Origin of the sequence: Micromonospora sp. WMMC273 (genome assembly GCF_027460285.1) — a bacterium.
In the GTDB taxonomy this organism is placed as follows: Bacteria; Actinomycetota; Actinomycetes; order Mycobacteriales; family Micromonosporaceae; genus Micromonospora; species Micromonospora aurantiaca.
The window spans coordinates 4,642,440-4,660,566 of record NZ_JAPZBE010000001.1; the positions used below are offsets into that span (position 1 = coordinate 4,642,440).

21 protein-coding genes and 1 riboswitch are annotated in these 18,127 nt (G+C 73.7%); of the genes, 11 read left to right on the forward strand and 10 right to left on the reverse strand.

The window, feature by feature from the left end:
• The first annotated feature begins 15 nt into the window (after positions 1-15).
• The 6 genes from O7611_RS21385 to O7611_RS21410 are packed head-to-tail and all read left to right on the forward strand — an operon-like array spanning position 16 to position 3,782.
• Positions 16-963 (forward strand): metal ABC transporter substrate-binding protein, encoded by a 948-nt coding sequence (locus O7611_RS21385; protein ID WP_194802329.1) that lies wholly within the window; start codon positions 16-18, stop codon positions 961-963.
• On the forward strand, positions 960-1,724 hold the full coding sequence (locus tag O7611_RS21390; RefSeq protein ID WP_194802330.1) for a metal ABC transporter ATP-binding protein: 765 nt from the start codon (positions 960-962) through the stop codon (positions 1,722-1,724). Before O7611_RS21385 ends, O7611_RS21390 begins: the two co-directional genes overlap by 4 nt.
• Position 1,725: 1 nt before the next feature.
• Positions 1,726-2,601 carry a metal ABC transporter permease gene (locus O7611_RS21395; RefSeq protein WP_135241564.1) on the forward strand — a complete coding sequence of 292 codons (876 nt, stop codon included), beginning with the start codon at positions 1,726-1,728 and terminating at the stop codon, positions 2,599-2,601.
• A 43-nt stretch (positions 2,602-2,644) separates the two neighbouring features.
• Complete coding sequence (locus O7611_RS21400) at positions 2,645-2,947, forward strand: ArsR/SmtB family transcription factor (RefSeq protein WP_013287947.1); 303 nt, start codon at positions 2,645-2,647, stop codon at positions 2,945-2,947.
• A 52-nt stretch (positions 2,948-2,999) separates the two neighbouring features.
• Positions 3,000-3,605 carry a hypothetical protein gene (locus O7611_RS21405; protein WP_194802331.1) on the forward strand — a complete coding sequence of 202 codons (606 nt, stop codon included), beginning with the start codon at positions 3,000-3,002 and terminating at the stop codon, positions 3,603-3,605.
• A gap of 9 nt (positions 3,606-3,614) precedes the next feature.
• Positions 3,615-3,782 (forward strand): hypothetical protein, encoded by a 168-nt coding sequence (locus O7611_RS21410; protein WP_194802332.1) that lies wholly within the window; start codon positions 3,615-3,617, stop codon positions 3,780-3,782.
• A 52-nt stretch (positions 3,783-3,834) separates the two neighbouring features.
• On the opposite strand, the gene O7611_RS21415 is transcribed toward O7611_RS21410, so the two are convergent.
• The 4 genes from O7611_RS21415 to O7611_RS21430 all read right to left on the reverse strand — a co-directional run bounded on the left by O7611_RS21415 (position 3,835) and on the right by O7611_RS21430 (position 8,091).
• Positions 3,835-5,808 carry an acyl-CoA dehydrogenase family protein gene (locus O7611_RS21415; RefSeq protein WP_194802333.1) on the reverse strand — a complete coding sequence of 658 codons (1,974 nt, stop codon included), beginning with the start codon at positions 5,806-5,808 and terminating at the stop codon, positions 3,835-3,837.
• A gap of 108 nt (positions 5,809-5,916) precedes the next feature.
• Positions 5,917-6,417, reverse strand: a complete 501-nt coding sequence (locus O7611_RS21420; RefSeq protein WP_194802334.1) for a DUF6328 family protein — start codon at positions 6,415-6,417, stop codon at positions 5,917-5,919.
• Between the two features lie 91 nt (positions 6,418-6,508).
• Positions 6,509-7,258, reverse strand: coding sequence for an SIS domain-containing protein (locus tag O7611_RS21425; protein ID WP_269697476.1), 750 nt, complete (start codon positions 7,256-7,258; stop codon positions 6,509-6,511).
• Positions 7,255-8,091, reverse strand: a complete 837-nt coding sequence (locus O7611_RS21430) for an alpha/beta fold hydrolase (protein WP_269697477.1) — start codon at positions 8,089-8,091, stop codon at positions 7,255-7,257. Before O7611_RS21430 ends, O7611_RS21425 begins: the two co-directional genes overlap by 4 nt.
• 76 nt (positions 8,092-8,167) lie before the next feature.
• Positions 8,168-8,274: riboswitch (TPP riboswitch) on the forward strand.
• A gap of 75 nt (positions 8,275-8,349) precedes the next feature.
• Between O7611_RS21430 and O7611_RS21435 the strand changes: the two genes are divergently transcribed.
• The 3 genes from O7611_RS21435 (at position 8,350) to O7611_RS21445 (ending at position 11,284) form a co-directional block, all read left to right on the forward strand.
• Complete coding sequence (locus tag O7611_RS21435; protein ID WP_194802337.1) at positions 8,350-8,940, forward strand: ECF transporter S component; 591 nt, start codon at positions 8,350-8,352, stop codon at positions 8,938-8,940.
• Positions 8,941-9,053: 113 nt separating this feature from the next.
• Positions 9,054-10,487 carry an ABC transporter ATP-binding protein gene (locus O7611_RS21440; protein WP_269697478.1) on the forward strand — a complete coding sequence of 478 codons (1,434 nt, stop codon included), beginning with the start codon at positions 9,054-9,056 and terminating at the stop codon, positions 10,485-10,487.
• A complete protein-coding gene (locus tag O7611_RS21445; RefSeq protein ID WP_269697479.1) occupies positions 10,484-11,284 on the forward strand; it encodes an energy-coupling factor transporter transmembrane component T family protein in 801 nt (266 codons plus the stop codon). Before O7611_RS21440 ends, O7611_RS21445 begins: the two co-directional genes overlap by 4 nt.
• Before the next feature lie 228 nt (positions 11,285-11,512).
• On the opposite strand, the gene O7611_RS21450 is transcribed toward O7611_RS21445, so the two are convergent.
• Positions 11,513-11,878, reverse strand: a complete 366-nt coding sequence (locus tag O7611_RS21450) for a hypothetical protein (RefSeq protein WP_194802340.1) — start codon at positions 11,876-11,878, stop codon at positions 11,513-11,515.
• Between the two features lie 343 nt (positions 11,879-12,221).
• Here O7611_RS21450 and gndA point away from each other — a divergent pair, with 343 nt between their 5' ends.
• Positions 12,222-13,664 carry an NADP-dependent phosphogluconate dehydrogenase gene (gene gndA / locus O7611_RS21455; RefSeq protein WP_194802341.1) on the forward strand — a complete coding sequence of 481 codons (1,443 nt, stop codon included), beginning with the start codon at positions 12,222-12,224 and terminating at the stop codon, positions 13,662-13,664.
• 27 nt (positions 13,665-13,691) lie between these two features.
• Here the strand turns inward: gndA and O7611_RS21460 are convergent, their stop codons facing one another.
• The 4 genes from O7611_RS21460 to recO form a co-directional block, all read right to left on the reverse strand.
• Complete coding sequence (locus tag O7611_RS21460) at positions 13,692-13,916, reverse strand: thioredoxin reductase (protein ID WP_128138750.1); 225 nt, start codon at positions 13,914-13,916, stop codon at positions 13,692-13,694.
• Positions 13,917-14,063: 147 nt separating this feature from the next.
• Positions 14,064-14,249, reverse strand: coding sequence for a hypothetical protein (locus tag O7611_RS21465; protein ID WP_194802342.1), 186 nt, complete (start codon positions 14,247-14,249; stop codon positions 14,064-14,066).
• Between the two features lie 68 nt (positions 14,250-14,317).
• Entirely contained in the window at positions 14,318-15,094 is a 777-nt protein-coding gene (locus tag O7611_RS21470; protein WP_194802397.1) for an isoprenyl transferase, read from the reverse strand.
• Between the two features lie 32 nt (positions 15,095-15,126).
• Positions 15,127-15,999 (reverse strand): DNA repair protein RecO, encoded by an 873-nt coding sequence (recO, locus tag O7611_RS21475; RefSeq protein ID WP_194802343.1) that lies wholly within the window; start codon positions 15,997-15,999, stop codon positions 15,127-15,129.
• 102 nt (positions 16,000-16,101) lie between these two features.
• On the opposite strand from recO, the gene O7611_RS21480 reads away from it, so the two are divergent.
• The gene (locus O7611_RS21480) at positions 16,102-16,881 is read left to right on the forward strand and encodes a DUF4097 family beta strand repeat-containing protein (protein WP_194802344.1); all 780 of its coding nucleotides are present in this window, start codon (positions 16,102-16,104) and stop codon (positions 16,879-16,881) included.
• Between the two features lie 22 nt (positions 16,882-16,903).
• Here the strand turns inward: O7611_RS21480 and O7611_RS21485 are convergent, their stop codons facing one another.
• Positions 16,904-18,079 carry an acyltransferase family protein gene (locus tag O7611_RS21485; protein WP_269697480.1) on the reverse strand — a complete coding sequence of 392 codons (1,176 nt, stop codon included), beginning with the start codon at positions 18,077-18,079 and terminating at the stop codon, positions 16,904-16,906.
• Positions 18,080-18,127 lie beyond the last annotated feature (48 nt).

Genomic DNA, 18,127 nt, shown 5'->3' on the forward strand with positions numbered 1-18,127 from the left:
CGGACAGTTGAGCCCATGACCGTTCGTGCACCGCGCCGCATCCTGACCGCCGCAACCACCGCCCTGCTCGCCGCCGCCGGCCTGACCGCCTGCGCCGACGGCTCGGGCGGCGCGAGCGAGCCCGGCAGGGTCGACGTGGTGGCCGCGTTCTACCCGCTCCAGTTCCTCGCCGAGCGGATCGGCGGCGACACGGTCGCGGTCAGCAACCTCACCAAGCCGGGCGCCGAGCCGCACGACCTGGAACTCAACCCGCGCCAGGTCGGCCAGGTGGTCGACGCCGACGTGGTCGTCTACCTCAGCGGCTTCCAGCCGGCGGTGGACGAGGCGGTGGAGCAGAACGGCGGCGACCGCGCGTTCGACGTGGCGGGCGTCACGCCGCTGCGGGACGCCGCCGCCGGTGGGCACGACCACGACCACGAGGGCGAGGCCGGGCACACCGAGGAGGGCGGCGGCAAGGACCCGCACGTCTGGCTCGACCCGACCCGGCTGGCCACCATCGGCGACAAGCTCGCCGAGCGGCTCGGCAAGGCCGACCCGGACCACGCCGCCGACTACACCGCCCGCGCCGGCGCGCTGCGCGCCGAGCTGACGAAGCTCGACACCGAGTACGCCGACGGCCTGCGCACCTGCCAGCGCCGGGAGATCGTCACCAGCCACACCGCGTTCGGCTATCTGACCGAGCGCTACCAGCTGGAGCAGATCGGCATCAGCGGGCTCACCCCGGAGTCCGAGCCGTCCCCGAAGCGCCTCGCCGAGGTCGCCGAGGAGGCCCGGGAGCACCAGGCCGGCACGATCTTCTTCGAGACGCTCGTCAGCCCGAAGGTCGCCGAGACGATCGCGCGTGAGGTCGGGGCGAAGACGGCGGTCCTGGACCCACTGGAGGGCCCGCCCGCCGACGGCGACTACCTCTCCGCGATGCGCACCAACCTGCAGACCCTGCGAACCGCTCTGGACTGTTCATGACCTCACCCGTGATCGAGATCGCGCACGCCACCGTCGGCTACGACGGCCGCCCGGTGCTGCGTGACGTCTCGCTGACAGTGACCGCTTCAGAGGTGGTCGCCGTGCTCGGCGCCAACGGCTCCGGCAAGTCGACGCTCGTGCGCGCCGCGCTCGGCCTGGTGCCGGTCGGCGCCGGGTCGGTCGCCCTGTTCGGCACGCCGCAGCGCCGCTTCCGGCAGTGGCACCGCATCGGGTACGTGCCGCAGCGGCTCGGCGCGGGCAGCGGAGTACCAGCCACCGTGCGCGAGGTGGTGGCGTCCGGGCGGCTGGCCCGCCGGGGCGTACTGCGTCCGGCCGGGCGGGCGGACCGGGAGGCGGTGGCGGCGGCGCTGGACGCGGTCGGGCTCGCCGACCGGGCCGGCGACCCGGTGTCGACGCTCTCCGGCGGCCAGCAGCAACGCACCCTGATCGCCCGCGCGCTGGCCGGCCGGCCGGAGCTGCTGGTGCTCGACGAGCCGACCGCCGGGGTGGACGCGGCGAGCCAGGAGGCGTTCGCCGGGGCGCTGCGCGCGTTCCGCGACGGCGGCGGCACGGTGCTGCTCGTCGCGCACGAGCTGGGCCCGCTGCGCCCGCTGATCAGCCGGGCCGTGGTGGTGCACCAGGGCGGGATCGCCCACGACGGCGCGGTGCCCGAACCGGCCGGTCACCACGCCGACCCGGACCACGAGCACGTGCACCCGCACTGCGACGAGGAGCCCGCCCGGCTCTGGACAGGCATCTGAGATGGATCTCTTCCAGTACGACTTCATGCTCCGCGCCCTGGTCGGCGCGCTGATCATCGGTTTGGCCGCCCCGGCGCTCGGCATCTACCTGGTGCAGCGGCGGCTGGCGTTGATCGGCGACGGGCTCGGGCACGTGGCGCTCACCGGCGTCGGCGCGGGGCTGCTGCTCAACCGCTCGCCCGTGCTGGTGGCGGTGATCGCCGCGACGCTCGGCGCGGTGGTGATCGAGCTGGTCCGCGCGTACGGGCGCACCTCCGGTGACCTGGCGCTGGCGCTGCTGTTCTACGGCGGCATCGCCGGTGGCGTGATGCTGGTCGGGCTCTCCGACGCCAGCAGCGGGTCGCTCAACGCGTACCTGTTCGGGTCGCTGACCACCACCTCCCGCACCGACCTGATCACCATCGGCGTCCTCGGCGTGGTGCTGCTGGTGACCATGCTGGTGCTGCGTCCGGCGCTGTTCGCGGTGTGCCACGACGAGGAGTACGCCCGGGTGTCCGGCCTGCCGGTGCGGACACTGAACCTGGTCATCGCGGTCGGTACCGCGGTCACCGTGACCATCGCGATGCGGGCGGTCGGGGTGCTGCTGATCAGCGCGCTGATGGTGGTGCCGGTGGCGACCGCGCAGCAGGTGACCCGGGGCTTCCGCTCCACCATGACGGCGGCCATGGCGCTGGGCCTGTTCGCCGCCGGCACCGGGGTCTGGGTGGCCGCCACCGCCGACACCGCGCCCGGCGCGTCGGTGGTGCTCGTCGCGATCGGCTCGTTCCTGCTGGTCGCGCTCGCGGCGGCCGGTGTGCGGGCGCTGCGGCGGCGGGTGCGGGCCGACCGGGCCACGCCCCCGCCCGAGCCGGTCGAGCACGAGGTGCTGCTGCGGTGAGGCCCTGCCCGCCGGCGCAGCTGGGATTGGTTACCGTTACAGGGTGACCGGCACGAACGGGTACGACGCCTTCGAGGGTGCGGGTGACCTGCTGCGCGCGCTCTCGGCCCCGATCCGGCTCGCGATCGTCAGCGAGCTGGCCGAGGGCGAGCGCTGCGTGCACGAGCTGGTCGAGAAGCTCGGTGCGCCGCAGCCGCTGGTCTCCCAGCACCTGCGGGTGCTGCGCGGCGCCGGGGTGGTGCGCGGGTCGCGGCGCGGCCGGGAGATCGCGTACGCGCTGGTCGACGACCACGTCGCGCACATCGTGGCGGACGCCGTCAGTCACGCCGGTGAAGGGTCGCACTGAGCGGGAAATCGGCCAGGTGCCGACGCGCCCGCGCCGTGGGACGCTGTCCGGCGTGAAGATCTACGCCGACCGTTTTCCCACCGCCGTCCGCCAGTTCCTCACCGACCTGCTCGTGGTCGTCTGGGTGTACGCGGCGATCCGCTTCGCGCTGTGGCTGCACGACGTGGTCGAGAAGCTCGCCGTACCCGGGCAGAAGCTGGAGGGGGCCGGCGGTGGTCTCGCCGACAACCTGGCCGACGCCGGCGGCAAGGTCGGCCGGGTGCCGATCGTCGGCGACGAGCTGACCGCGCCGTTCACCCGTGCCGCCGACGCCGCCCGCGCGGTCGCCGAGGCGGGCCGCGACCAGCAGGAGCTGGTCGGGCAGCTCGCGCTCGGGCTGACCGTCGCGGTGCTGGTGTTCCCGCTCGGCCTGGTGCTGTTCGGCTGGCTGCCGCTGCGCCTGCGCTGGATGCGCCGGGCCGGCGCGGCGAAGGCCCTGGCGGGCGTCCCGGCCGGCCGGGACCTGCTGGCGCTGCGCGCACTGGCGGGTCAGCCGCTGTCGAAGCTGACCCGGATCGCGCCCGACGTCGCCGAGGCGTGGCGGCGCGGCGACGACGCGACTGTCGACGCGCTCGCCGCGCTGGAGCTGCGCGAACTGGGGCTGCGCGGCGGCCGGTAAGGTGTGCGGGTGCTGTACTTCCTGATCGTCGTCGCCGTGCTGCTGCTCGGGTACGCGGCCGTGCTGGTGAGTTTCGTCCGCAAGGGCCGCAAGATCCCGCCGTCGGCGTACCTGGTGCTGGCCGGGCTCAACGGCCTGATCCTGGCCGGCGTCCTGGCCTGGGCGATCGCGCGCTGACCGCCCGCGGCGGCCGTCCGGGTGGGACGACCGCCGGGCGGGCGGGGCGGGGTCAGCCGGCGGGCGGGATGCGACGGCGGACGTCCTGCTCGGTGGACGCCCCCGGTTCCCAGCGGGCCACCCAGGGCAGGTCGGCGGGCGGGGTGACGACACCCTCCTCCACCGAGGCGTACCGGCCGGCGACGATCCGCTTGGCGGCGGCCACGTCGACCGAGTCGGTGTTCGACCACAGGCCGGTGAACAGCTCGTCGACGCGCAGCCGCGCCTGACGGCAGAACAGGTCGGCCAGCTCGACGTTCTCCGGGTGCGCGTCCCGCTCGGCGTAGGCCCGGACGCAGACCGCGCTCATCGCGAACAGCTCCGCGCCGATGTCCACCACCCGGCCGAGGAACGCCTGCTTGCGCTCCATCTTCCCCTGCCAGCGGGACATCGCGTAGAACGTCGACCGGGCCAGCTTGCGGGAGGTCCGCTCGACGTGGCGCAGGTGCCCGGCCAGCGGCCCGAACTCCTGGTACGCCCCGGGCGTCTGCCCCTTGCCGACGGCGAGCGTGGGCAGCCACTTCGCGTAGAAGGCGCCGGCCCGCGCGCCCGCCTTCGCCTTGCGGCCCAGCCCGGCGTCGGGGTCGATGATGTCGCCGGCGACGGACAGGTGCGCGTCGACCGCCTCGCGGGCGATCAGCAGGTGCATGATCTCGGTGGAGCCCTCGAAGATCCGGTTGATCCGCAGGTCGCGCAGGAGCTGCTCGACGGCGGCCGGCCGTTCCCCGCGAGCGGCGAGCGAGTCGGCCGTCTCGTAGCCGCGGCCACCGCGGATCTGGATCAGCTCGTCGGCGATCCGCCAGGCCATCTCGCTGGCGTAGAGCTTGACCAGCGCCGCCTCGATCCGGATGTCGTTGCGGTCGTCGTCGGCGAGCATGCAGGACAGGTCGAGCATCGACTCCATGCCGTACGTGGTGGCGGCGATGAAGGACAGCTTCTTCGCCACCGCCTCGTGCTCGCCCACCGGGCGGCCCCACTGGACCCGGTCCGCCGCCCACTCGCGGGCCACGTTGAGCGCCCACTTGCCGGCGCCGACGCACATGGCCGGCAGCGAGAGCCGGCCGGTGTTCAACGTGGTCAAAGCGATCTTGAGGCCCTTGCCCTCACCGCCGATCACGTTCTCCTTCGGCACGAACACGTCGTGGAACCGGGTGAGGCTGTTCTCCAGGCCGCGCAGCCCGACGAAGGAGTTGCGCCGCTCCACGGTGATGCCGTCGCTGTCGCCCTCCACCACGAACGCGGTGATGCCGCCGCGCCGCCCCTCACCGGCCGGCACCCGGGCCATCACCACCAGCAGCGTGGCGAGCGTGCCGTTGGTGGCCCAGAGCTTCACCCCGTTGAGCCGGTAGCCGGTGCCGTCGGCGGTCGGCTCGGCGGTGGTGGCGAGCCGGGCCGGATCGGAGCCGACGTCCGGCTCGGTGAGCAGGAACGCGGAGACCTCACCGGCGGCGAGCCGGGGCAGGAACCGATCCTTCTGCTCGGGCGTGCCGAACATCTTCAGCGGCTGCGGCACGCCGATCGACTGGTGTGCGGAGAGCAGCGCGCTGACCGCCGGGTTCACCGAGCCGACGAGCATCAGCGCCCGGCAGTAGTGCAGGTTGCTCAGCCCCAGCCCGCCGTACTTCCGGTCGATCTTCATGCCGAACGTGCCGAGCCCGGCCAGGCCGTGGAACACCTCGTCGGGGATGCGCGCGTCCCGCTCGATCGCCTCGCCGTCCACCTCGGACGTCAGGTACGCGCGCAGCGCGCCGAGGAACTCGTCGGCGCGGGCCACCTCGGCCGGGTCGGGGCGGGGCCACGGATCGATCAGGTCGAGCCGGAACCGGCCGAGGAACAGTTCCTTGCCGAAGCTGGGCCGGTCCCAGGCCGACTCGCGGGCCGCCTCGGCGACCTGGCGGGCCTCCTTCTCGGAGACCTGGCCCGCCTCGGTGGGCAGCGGCCCCGCGCCGTCCGGTGACTCGGGCCGGCTGTTCTGGGTCGTGGTCACGGCTGCCTCCTCGTCGGTCCGGCTGCGTCGACACGTGCGACGAAAACGACGCTACCCCCGGGTGTTACCCAGGGGTAGCGCTGCGTGCACGTCCGATTTGGCGGACCGTCAGTCGGTCAGCGACTGAGGGCTGTCGTCCTCGTCGTCGATGTCGTCCTCACCCCAGTTGCGCCTGCTGAACGGCAGGATCGCCCAGAAGATCAGGAACCACACGCCGGTGAGCGCGCTGAGCAGGAACGCGATCGGCCGGTCCAGCACGAAGTCGGTGACCAGCAGGACCGAGCTGACCATCGCGATCAGCATGAAGAACAGGCCGCCGGTGGCCATCCGGTGGGCGAACCGGACCAGCTCCGGCTTACGCCCCTGCCGGAACAGCGCCCGGTGGAACGCGACCGGAGAGATGATCATCGCGGCGGACGCGGCGGCGGTCAGCAGCGCCAGGATGTAGACGTCGCGCTGGAACTCCGTGGTCCGGCCGAACCCGTTGCTGAACGGCAGCGTCAGCAGGAAGGCGAAGAGGATCTGCACGCCTGTCTGCGCGACCCGCAGCTCCTGCAACAGATCGGCGAAGTTGCGCTGCCAGCGCTGCTTCTCGGATTCCTTTGACACTCGCGGACCTCCCCGGGAGACGGCACGGCCGGCGGGTGAACGCCCACCGGCAGGAGCGCCTGTGCCCCGTACGGCTGATCACGAAACCGGTTCAGGATCCCCGGCGGATGCGGCCCGCGTACCGTGCCTCCAGCTCGGCGTTGTGCTCGTCGCCGCCGGTGATGTTCGCGGACAGGTAGACCGGCGGGCGCTGCCCCGCCGCGACCAGCCGGGCCACCACCTCGGTGACGATCTGCTGGGCCAGCAGCGCGGCAGTGATCGAGGAGACCGCGCCGACCGCGCCGCCGCCGGGTAGCGGCAGCGTGGCGTCGCCGTACGGGGCACCGTTGTCCAGCACCACGTCGGCGAAGTCGGCGAGCTTGCGGCCGGACGGGTGCCGCGAGGTCATCCGCGCCGAGTGCTGCGCGGAGGTGATCGCCACCAGGCCGTGCCCGCGTTCCTTCACGACGGACGCGAACTCGACCATCGCCCCGTTCACGCCCGAGTTCGAGGCCAGCACGAACACGTCCTGCGGCCGGATCGGCGCCAGCTCGTAGAGGCGGTGCGCCACCGCCGGATCGCGTTCCAGCTTCGGGCCGAGCACGTCGGCCGGGTCGCCGCCGACCAGCACCAGGTCACGCAGCGCGATCCGGTTGGTGGGCACCAGGCCGCCGGCCCGCCCGGCGATCTCCATGGCCAGCGCCTCGGAGTGCCCGGTGCCGAACGCGTGCACCACCCCGTCGGCCTGCAGTGCCGCCGCGATCAGGTCGGCCGCTTCGGCGACGTTCTGCCGCTGCTCGGCGGCGACCCGGCCGATCGTCTCGGTCACCACCGCCAGGTACGCCTCGGCGCTCACCGTCATGCCTCCTCCGTTCCTGCGCACCGGGCGAGGATCGCCTCGGCCAGCGGGCCGGGCGCCTCGTCCGGGATCCAGTGGCTGACGCCGGACAGCGTCACGAACCGGTAGTCACCGGTGACGTGCGCCGCGCACGCCTGCGCGGCCGTCCGGCCGATCGCCACGTCCTTGTCGCTCCAGACGAACGTAGTAGGCACCCCGACCGGCGCGACCGCCTTCATGTCCGCCCCGGTCATCGCGCGGTACCAGTTCAGCGCCGCCGTCAACGCGCCCGGCTCGCGCATCGGCTCGGCGTACCGGGCGACCGCTTCGGCGTCGCCCACGCCGCTCAGCAGCTTGCGCAGCGTGGCGCCGTTCCACGCCAGCAGCACCTTCTCCGCCGTACCGGGCTTGCGGAACAACGCGATGTACGCGGACTTGACCTTCTGCCGGGGGTCGGTGGCGAGCGCGTGGCCCATCGCGGACGGGTGCGGCACCGACACCGCGGTCAGCGTCCGCACCCGGTCCGGGTGCGCCGCCGCCAGGCCCCACGCCGCGATCGCGCCCCAGTCGTGGCCGACCACGTGGGCGCGAGTCACCCCGAGCGCGTCGAGCACCGCGGCCGCGTCGGCCACCAGCTCCGGAATCCGGTACGCCCCGACGTCGGCCGGACGCGCGCCGGGCGAGTAGCCGCGCTGGTCGAGCGCGTACGTGCGCAGCCCGGCGGCGTGCAGCGCGGGCGTGACCGCGTCCCACTCACCGGAGTGCTGCGGGAAGCCGTGCAGCAGCAGGACGGGATCACCGCCCTCGGGGCCGCCGGCGCGTACCTCGAACGTCAGTCCCCGCGCATCCACCAGCATGATCGCCACCATACCGACACTCGCCCTGCTGGGCCGGGGGCCGTGGTCGGTGCTAGCGTCTGCGACGAGACAACTTCACATCCGACAGGGGAGCGCACAGCGCTGAGAGTGCGGGCCGGTGCCCGCAGACCCTCGAACCTGATCTGGGTAATGCCAGCGCAGGGAGTTCGGTCGACCTCCAGCCGCGTCGCCGTCCGGTGACCACCGGGCGCGGCGTGCGTCTTCTCCTGGTTCACCTCGACGAACTGGGAGCCAACCGTGAACCGTACCGACAGCAACCGCTGGCGTACCGTCGACATCGTCGTCGCCTCGGTCATCGCCGTCGCCTTCGGCGTCGTCTTCTGGGCCTGGGGCCTGCTCTGGAGCGCCACCGACGCGGCGTTCGCGTTCTTCCCGCCGGCACAGGCCGTGCTCTACGGCGTGTGGCTGATCCCGGCGGTGCTCGCCGGCCTGATCATCCGCAAGCCGGGCGCTGCGCTGTACTGCGAGACCGTGGCCGCGATCATCTCCGCCCTGCTGGGCAGCCAGTGGGCGAGCATCGTGATCCTCCAGGGCCTGATGCAGGGCATCGGCGCCGAGCTGGCCTTCGCCGCGTTCCGGTACCGCTCGTTCCGACTGCCGGTGGCGGTGCTGGCCGGTGCGCTGACCGGTCTCGGCGCGGCGATCTTCGACTTCGTCTACTGGAACAAGGCGTTCGACTTCGCCTCCTACCGCCTCCCGTACGCGCTGATCACGATTGTCAGCGCCACGATCGTCGCCGGTCTGGGCGCGCACGTCCTCACCCGCGCGCTGGCGAACACCGGCGTCCTGGACCGCTTCCCCGCCGGCCGGGATCGCGCCCTGGTCTGAGGCTCGCCTCGCACCGCCCCGGTGATCAAGGAGTTTGCGTCCGCCGGGCACGGTTTCCCGGACGCGAACTCCTTGATCACGCAGGCTGGGCCGGGAGAGGGGGTGGGTGGGCGGTGAGCGGGGTGGTGCTGCGGGGGTTCGGGTGGCGGCACGGGGGACGGAAACGCTGGGCTCTGCGCGGGGTGGATCTGCGCGTGGAGAGCGGCGAGCGGGTGCTGCTGCTCGGACCCTCCGGCGCCGGCAAGAGCACGCTGCTGGCGGCGCTGGCCGGGCTGCTGCCGGAGGACTCCGGCGAGCAGGAGGGAACCGTCGAGATCGACGGGCTGGACCCGCGCAAGGCCCGCGAGCGCGTCGGCATCGTCTTCCAGGACCCGGAATCCCAGCTCGTCATGGCCCGCTCCGGTGACGACGTGGCGTTCGGGCTGGAGAACCGTGGCGTACCCGCCGGGGAGATCTGGCCCCGCGTCGACGAGGCGCTGCACCGGGTCGGCTTCCCGTACGACAGGGACCGCCCCACCGCCGCGCTCAGCGGCGGCGAGCAGCAGCGGCTCGCGCTGGCCGGCACGCTCGCGCTGCGCCCCGGGCTGCTGCTGCTCGACGAGCCCACCGCCAACCTCGACCCGGCCGGCGCCGGCCTGATCCGCCGGGCCGTCGCGAATGCGCTCGACCCGGACACCACGATGGTCCTGGTCGAGCACCGGGTCACCGAGGCGCTGCCGCTTGTCGACCGCGTCGTGGTGCTGGAACCCGGCGGCGGGGTCCGCGCCGACGGGGCGCCCGACGCGGTCTTCGCCGCGCACGGCGAGGCGCTGGCCGCCGCCGGGGTCTGGGTACCCGGGCACGTCGCGCCGCCCCGGCACGCCACCACGCCGCCCGGCGACGTGCTGCTCACCGCGGAGCGGCTCGGCCTGCCGCCGCGGCTCAACCCCACAGACCTTCGGGTACGCGCCGGCGAGGCGCTCGCCGTCCTCGGCCCCAACGGGGCCGGCAAGTCCACACTGGCACTGCTCCTGGGCGGCCTGCTGAAGCCCGGCACGGGCGCCGTCACCGCGTCGGCGGAACTCGCCGGGCGGGACGCGCGCACTCCCCCGCACCGCTGGCGCGCACCCGCGCTGGTACGCCGGATCGGTTCGGTCTTCCAGGACCCGGAACACCAGTTCGTCACCGCCACTGTGCGCGACGAACTGGCGCTCGGCCCGCGCCGCACCGGCCGGCCCGAGCCGGCGGTCACCGCCACCGTCGACGAGCTGCTGCACCGGTTGCGGCTGGACCGGCTGGCCGGCGCCAACCCGTACACCCTCTCGGGTGGCGAGGCACGGCGGCTGAGTGTCGCGACGGCGCTGGCAACCGCGCCCCGCCTGCTGATCTGCGACGAGCCCACGTTCGGCCAGGACCGGCGGACCTGGCTGGAGCTGGTCGACCTGCTCGCCGAGCTGCGCGACGCCGGGCACGGCGTGGTCACGGTGACCCACGACGAGGACTTCGTCGCCGCGCTGGCCGACCGGACGCTCACCCTGCCCCGCTCCCCCGACGGGGTGGTCGCGTGATCGGCCTCGAACCGGTCGCCGCACCCGGCGCACCGCTGGCCCGGCGCAACCCGGTGGCGAAGCTGGCCGCCGCCGTGGTCTTCACGCTGATCCTGGTGGCGACGCTCGACCCGGTGGCCCCGGCCGTCGCCATCGCCGTCGAACTCGCGGTGCTCCCGCTGTTCGGCGTCCGCTACCGGGTGCTCGCCCGCCGGGCCTGGCCGCTGCTCGCCGGTGCCGTGGGCATCCTCGTCACGCTTGTGCTCTTCGCGGCCGACCGCTCCGGCCGGGTCCTGCTCGAAGCCGGCCCGGTGCTGGTCACCGAGGGCGTGCTGATGACCGCGCTCGGACTGGTGCTGCGGATGCTCGCCGTGGCGCTGCCCGGCATCGTCGTGTTCGCCACCACCGACCCGACCGACCTGGCCGACGCGCTGATCCAGAACGCGAAGACGCCCGCCCGGTTCGCCATCGGGGCGCTCGCCGCGTTCCGGATGGTGCCGCTGCTGGAACAGGAGTGGCGGATGATCAGCATGGCCCGCCGGGCCCGCGGCGTGGACGCCGGCCGCAACCCGGTGGCGAAGCTGCGGCTGTTCGCGTCCACCGCGTTCACGCTGCTGGTGGGCGCCATCCGGCGGGGTACCCGGCTGGCCGTGGCGATGGACGCGCGGGGCTTCGACGCGGGTACGCCGCGCACCGTGGCCCGCCCGCAGCGCTTCACCCGCGCCGACGCGCTGCTCGTCGCGGGCGCCGCCCTGCTGGCAGCCGGCGCCCTGGCCACAAGCATCGCCCTGGGCACCTTCCGCCCCTTGATCGGCTGACCCCGAGCCCAGTCCCCGCCCAGCGCCCCGCCCCCCGCCCCGCCCCGTTGATCATGAAGTTGACGGTACCGGTTGCCCGTTTTGTCGCCGCCAACCTCATGATCAGCCAGGGTCGGGCGAGATCTTGGTACGGAAGGGCCCCTATGGGGGCCGGAATCTTCCAAGATCTTCGGGGATGCTCGGGCAGGCCCCGGATGAGAGGGCCAGCCCGGTGGGCGGGGCTGTCGGTCAGCTGCGGCGGAAGGCGTAGAACCGGGTCTGGCCGGCGCGCTGGCTCCGCCCGGTGAACCGGGCCTGCTGCCCTGCCGGTGGACCCGATCTGGGCGGCGTCGCGGATGCGCCCGGCAGGACCGGGGTCTCCGGAGACTCCGAGGGCGACACCGTCGGCGCAGCCAGGACTGGCGACACCGCATCCGGGGACACGGCGGGCGCCGCCGGCTCGGTGGGAAGCACCACCGGGGACACGGTGGACGCCAACGGCTCGGTGGGGAGCACCACCGCGGGTGGCGTCTCCATGAGCGCGTCGAGGTTCGGCGTGGTCACCTGCGGCGACGACTGCTTGCGGGACTTCTTCGGATTGCGCTTCGCGGGCATTCGCGGGCCTCCTGTCGTGCGGGCGCGCCGACCGGGACGCGCCGAGCGAGGGCTCCGGTGCGTTCCGATCACGACAGACACCGCGACCGACGGTGGCGGGGAAGGAATGCGGACGCCCGGAGCAGGACGGGTCCACGGCACTGGCGGCGGTGGACCGGGCTCGGAGGTGGGGCGTCACATACGCATGCGGCAACGCTACCCCGCCACCGGACGTCCCGCACCCGAATTAACGCAAGGACGCACGGCCACGCCTCGGTCACGCCCTGTCGACGTCCCCGCCCGCTCCCCCGGCGACCGCGATACGGTCGCAGCACGGCAGCACGAACGAGAGGTGGCGGTACGCATGGCAGAGCAGGCGACGGCGCAGATCGGGGTCACCGGTCTGGCGGTGATGGGCCGCAACCTGGCCCGGAACCTGGCCCGCAACGGCTTCGCCGTGGCGGTGCACAACCGGTCGCCGGAACGTACCCGCAGCCTGGTCGCGGAGCACGGCGACGAGGGCACGTTCGTGCCGTCGGAGTCGCTCGCGGACTTCGTCGGCTCGCTGGAGCGGCCCCGCGCGGTGATCGTGATGGTGAAGGCCGGCGCGCCCACCGACGCGGTGATCGACGAGCTGATCCCGCTGCTGGAGGAGGGCGACATCGTCGTCGACTGCGGCAACGCGCACTTCGCCGACACCCGCCGCCGGGAGGAGGCGCTGCGCGAGCACGGGCTGCACTTCGTCGGCACCGGTGTGTCCGGCGGCGAGGAGGGCGCGCTGCTCGGCCCGAGCATCATGCCCGGCGGGTCGGCCGAGTCGTACCGCAAGCTCGGGCCGATCTTCGAGAAGATCGCCGCGCAGGTGGACGGCGAGCCCTGCTGCCGGCACATCGGGCCGGACGGCGCGGGCCACTTCGTGAAGATGGTGCACAACGGCATCGAGTACGCCGACATGCAGCTCATCGCCGAGGCGTACGACCTGTTGCGGGCCGGTCTGTCGGCGAGCCCTGCGGAGATCGCGGAGATCTTCCGGGAGTGGAACGGCGGCGAGCTGGGGTCGTTCCTCATCGAGATCACCGCCGACGTGCTCGGCCACACCGACGCGGCCACCGGCCAGCCGTTCGTGGACATCGTGCTCGACCAGGCCGAGCAGAAGGGCACCGGCCGCTGGACCGTGCAGAGCGCGCTGGACCTCGGCATCCCGATCACCGGCATCGCCGAGGCCACGTTCGCCCGGTCGCTGTCCGGTCACGCCGACCAGCGCGAGGCCGCCCGCCGGGTGTTCGCCGACGCGGGCGACAAGTGGCAGGTGGACGACCGGGACGCGTTCGTCGAGGACGTGCGCCGCGCGCTCCTGGCCAGCAAGATCGTCGCGTACGCGCAGGGCTTCGACCACATCCGGGCCGGCAGCCGGGAGTACGACTGGGACATCGACCTGGGCGGTACGGCCACGATCTGGCGGGGCGGCTGCATCATCCGGGCCGGTTTCCTGGACCGGATCCGGGAGGCGTACGACGCGGAGCCGGACCTGTCGACGCTGCTCGTCGCGCCGTGGTTCGCCGAGCGGGTCAGCGCCGGCGTACCGGCCTGGCGACGGGTGGTGGCCGACGCGGCCCGGGCGGGCGTGCCGGCCCCGGCCTTCGGGTCGTCGCTGGCCTACTTCGACGCGCTGCGGGCGCAGCGGCTGCCGGCCGCGCTGATCCAGGGCCTGCGGGACGACTTCGGCGCGCACACCTACCACCGGGTGGACCGGCCCGGCTCGTTCCACACGCTCTGGGCGGGCGACCGCTCCGAAGTGGAGGCGTGAGCCGCACCGGCAGCCCGGCCGGACGCCTCACCAGGCCCGCTGGCCGTCCGGGTCGGGCGCCCACCCGGCGGCCGGCTCGCCCGCCGCCAGCTCGCCGATCTCACCGGAGCGGACGGCGGGGGTGTGCCCGAGGTCGGCGCACCACCGCTGGGCGACGTCGGCGCACAGTGCGGCGACGGCGTCCCGGCGGGCCGGCTCCACCAGGTCGGCGGCGGCCAGGGCAGCAGTCATCTCGTACCGGAGATCGCGCATCCTCCACCCCCGTGGCGGGCGCGCACCCGGCGGCACGCCCTGCGCCGATCGTAGAGCGCGACGCCCCGCGCCCGGCGGGAAAGCCGGATGCGGGGCGTCACGGTCGGGCCGGATACCGGCCACGGCCACCAGGGCCGGACGTCGCGGTCAGAAGAACCGGCGACGCTTGGCCTTCTGCGGCCGGACCAGGTCGGCGCCCTTGGTCAGCAGACGGCTCACCCCGGACGGGCCGCGACGGGCCTCCAGGGTGTGGCTGAGCCGGCGCGCGCCGGCCGCTGCCAGCGGCACGGCGACCGCCATGAACGCCCACTGCGCGATCCGCTTCTGAATCATGTGGTTCACCTCCGCGTTTGCTGTCTGGAGGTATCGGTACCCAGCGCGGCGCCCCGGTAAGCGTGACGTCAGGCGCCCGGGGCGACCGGGTTGGGCAGGGCACCGCCGAAGCGGCGGTCGCGTTGCGCGTACAGCTCGCAGGCGTACCAGAGATGACGGCGGTCGAAGTCGGGCCAGAGCGTGTCCAGGTAGACCAGCTCGGCGTACGCGGTCTGCCAGAGCAGGAAGTTGGAGATGCGCTGCTCGCCGGAGGGGCGCAGGAACAGGTCGACCTCGGGCACCTCGGGGTGGTAGAGGTACCGCGCCACCGTCTTCTCGTTCACCTTCGCCGGATCCAGCTTGCCGGCGGCGACGTCACGGGCGATCCCGGCGGCGGCGTCGGCGATCTCGGCCTGGCCGCCGTAGTTGACGCAGAACTGCAGCGTCAGCGTCGAGTTGCCGCGCGACATCTCCTCGGCGGTCTGCAGCTCGGAGATGACGCTCTTCCACAGCCGGCCGGCGCGGCCCGACCAGACCACCCGTACGCCCAGGTCGACGAGCTGGTCGCGGCGGCGGCGGATGACGTCCCTGTTGAAGCCCATCAGGAAGCGGACCTCGTCGGGCGAGCGCCGCCAGTTCTCGGTGGAGAACGCGTACGCCGACAGGTAGGGGATGCCCATCTCGATCGCGCCCTCGACGGCGTCGAACAGGCTGTGCTCGCCCTGCTCGTGCCCCTTGGTGCGGGGCAGCCCGCGCTCCTTGGCCCAGCGGCCGTTGCCGTCCATCACGATGGCGACGTGGCGGGGCACCGCGGCGGGCGGCAGCGCCGGCGGACGGGCGCCGGAGGGGTGCGGGGTCGGCGGCACCGGCTCGCGGCGGGTCGCCCTCGTCGATCGGATCACTCGGTCATCTCCCTGTTCACACCGGCGACTGGCCCGGCGCCGGAGCGCGGCGGGACCACATCCGGTCCCGCGACGCCGGGCGGCGGGACCGCGCCGGCCGCCGGGGCACCCCGGTCGACCAGCGGCAGCGAGCGTAGCGCGCGCTCCAGATGCCACTGGAGGTGCGCCGCGACCAGCCCGCTGCATTCCCGGCGTACGCCGGTCTCCGCCGCGTCGGCGTACCCCCAGTCGCCGGAGGTCAGCGCGGACATCAGCTCCAGCGTGGCGGGCGCGGGGTGGGCGGCGCCCGGCGGGCGGCAGTCCGGGCAGACGGCGCCGCCGGCCGGTACGGAGAACGCGCGGTGCCGGCCCGGCTCGCCGCACACGGCGCAGGCGGCGAGCGCCGGCGCCCAGCCGGCGAACGCCATGCCGCGCAGCAGGTACGCGTCGAGCACCAGCGTGGTGGCGTGCTCGCCCCGGGCGAGCGACTTCATCGCGCCGAGGGTGAGCTGGAACAGTCGCAGCGACGGCTCGCGCTCGACCGGGGTGAGTCGCTCGGCGGTCTCGGCGATCGCGCTGGCCGCGGTGTAGCGGGGGTAGTCGCCGAGGAACCGCTTGCCGTACAGCTCGATCGCCTCGACCTGGCTGACGGTGTGCAACGAGCTGCCCTGGTTGCCCTTGGGGTCACCGGCGAGCTGGAGGTCGACGTGCCCGAACGGCTCCAGCCGTGCGCCGAACCGGCTCGTGGTGCGCCGCACGCCCCGGGCCACCGCGCGCAACCGGCCGTGCCGGCGGGTGAACAGCGTGATGATGCGGTCGGACTCGCCCAGCTTCTGCACACGCAGCACCACCGCGTCGTCGCGGTAGAGCTGTCGGCGGTACCCGGCCATCAGGCCATTCTCCCTCCGGGTGCGATCTCAGGGTCGGCTCGGGGTGCACCGGCGGGCGATCCCCGATGTGCCGGGCGCCGAGCCGGTCCTAATGTGCTGGCCATGGCTTCGCTCCGCACCGCGGTGGCCGCGACCGCTGCCGCCGCCCTCATCGTTCTCTCCGGGTGTGACACCCTCTCGTTCCGCCGCCTCGACTACGACCACACCGAGCGGACCAGGATCACGAAGATCACCGTGGACGACGACGGCGCCGGCGACGTCGTGGTGCGGGCCAACGGCCCCGCCGACCAGGTACGCGTCAAGCGCGTGGTCCGCTACCAGGGCGACGAGCCGACCAGCCGGTACGAGATCAAGGGCGACGAACTCGTCCTGCCCACGGACTGCGGGCACCGGTGCAGCATCTCCTGGGAGGTGACCGCGCCGCCCGGTGTGGTGGTCCGCGGTGGCACCGGCTCGGGCAACGTCGACCTCACCGACGTGGGCGCCGTCGAGTTCACGCTCAGCTCCGGCGACCTGACCATCAGGGGCACCACCGGCGAGGTCCGTGCCTCCACCACGTCGGGCAACATCCGGGTCGTCGAGGCGGCCGGCCCGGTGCGGCTGCGGGCCCGCTCCGGCGACATCGAGGCCCGCCGGCTCGCCTCCGCCGTCGACGTGGAGACCACCTCCGGCAACATCGTCGTCGAGCTGGACGAGCCGGCTCCGGCCCGGGTGCACGCCACGAGCGGCGACGTCGACCTGGCCGTACCGGCCGGCCGCTACCGGGTGCGCGCCACCGCGACATCCGGCGACACCGACGTGCGCGTCACCGACGACCCGACCGCGTCGGTGACGCTCGAAGCGTCCGCCACCAGCGGCAACGTCACGGTAAGCACGCGCTGAGCGGGCCGCGCCCGGTGGTCGCTCAGTCGCCGCCGGGCGCGTCCCGCCGGGACGCCGGGACGCCGTCTCTCCGGCCGGGGTCCTCGGGCGGGCGACGCGGGCCCGGCACCCGGGCGCCGACGCTGACCAGCGCGTCCTCCGCCCCGGCGGGGGCCGGGCTGGCCGGGGCGGCCGCCGCCCGGTCGGCCACGGTCCGCCGCGGCTTGCCGGGGAGCAGTTCGGGGGTACGCCGGGCGGCCACGTCCTCGACCCAGCCGACCATGAGCGTCACCACGCCGACGAGCGCGAAGACCAGCCCCACCCGCAGCCACAGGCCCACCGGGTCGCGTGGCGACCAGCCGACCAGGCCGACAAGCGGGGTGAGGAGCACCACGAACGGCATGTGCCAGAGGTAGATGGTCAGCGCGCGCCGGTTCACCACAGTGACCGCCCGGCCGAGCGCCGGCACGCGGTCGACCCAGGTCACCCCCGCCGGCGCCCGGCCGATCGCCACCAGGATGAACGCGGCCGACCAGAGCGCGTTGCCCAGCGGGATGTCGTTGATGTCGTACCCGCGCGGCCCCGGGTGGGTGACGATCCACGCCAGCCCGGCAGCGCCGACTACAGCGGCCACCGGCAGCAGCACCCGGTTGCGCATCCGGCGCAGCATCCCGTCGTGGTGGGCGAAGCCGAGCAGCCAGGCGCCGAAGTAGAGGCCGAACTCCCGCAGCACCGTCGGCGGGTTCGCCAGGAGGCCCACCTCGATCGCGACCAGCAGCAGGTACGGGGCGGCGAGCGTGGGCAGCGGCGCCCGGCGGAACAGCCGGAGCACCAGCGGTGAGGCGAGGATGAACCACAGGTAGTCCCGCAGGTACCAGATCGGACTGAGCGCCAGCCCGCCCCAGTAGTTGGCCGGCGGGTCGCTGATCGGGAAGAGCCAGAGGAGCACCTTCGGGCTGAACGCCAGCCCGGTGAGCAGCATGGCCGGCACGAAGACTGCGGCGACCACCCACAGCGACGGCAGCAGGCGGCGCAGCCGGCGGCCGACCGCGCGTACCCCGCTGCGATCGAGTGACGCCGCCATCAGCGACCCGGCCAGGGCGAACATCACCGACATCGCCGGGAACACCAGCGTGAGCGTGGCGTAGCCGGTGACGTGGTAGGTGACGACGCGCAGGATGGCCAGGAAGCGGAGCAGGTCCAGGTAGCGGTTTCGCATCAGCTCGCGGCGGGGTCCGGGGGCAGAGACAATGGTCCCTACCCTGCT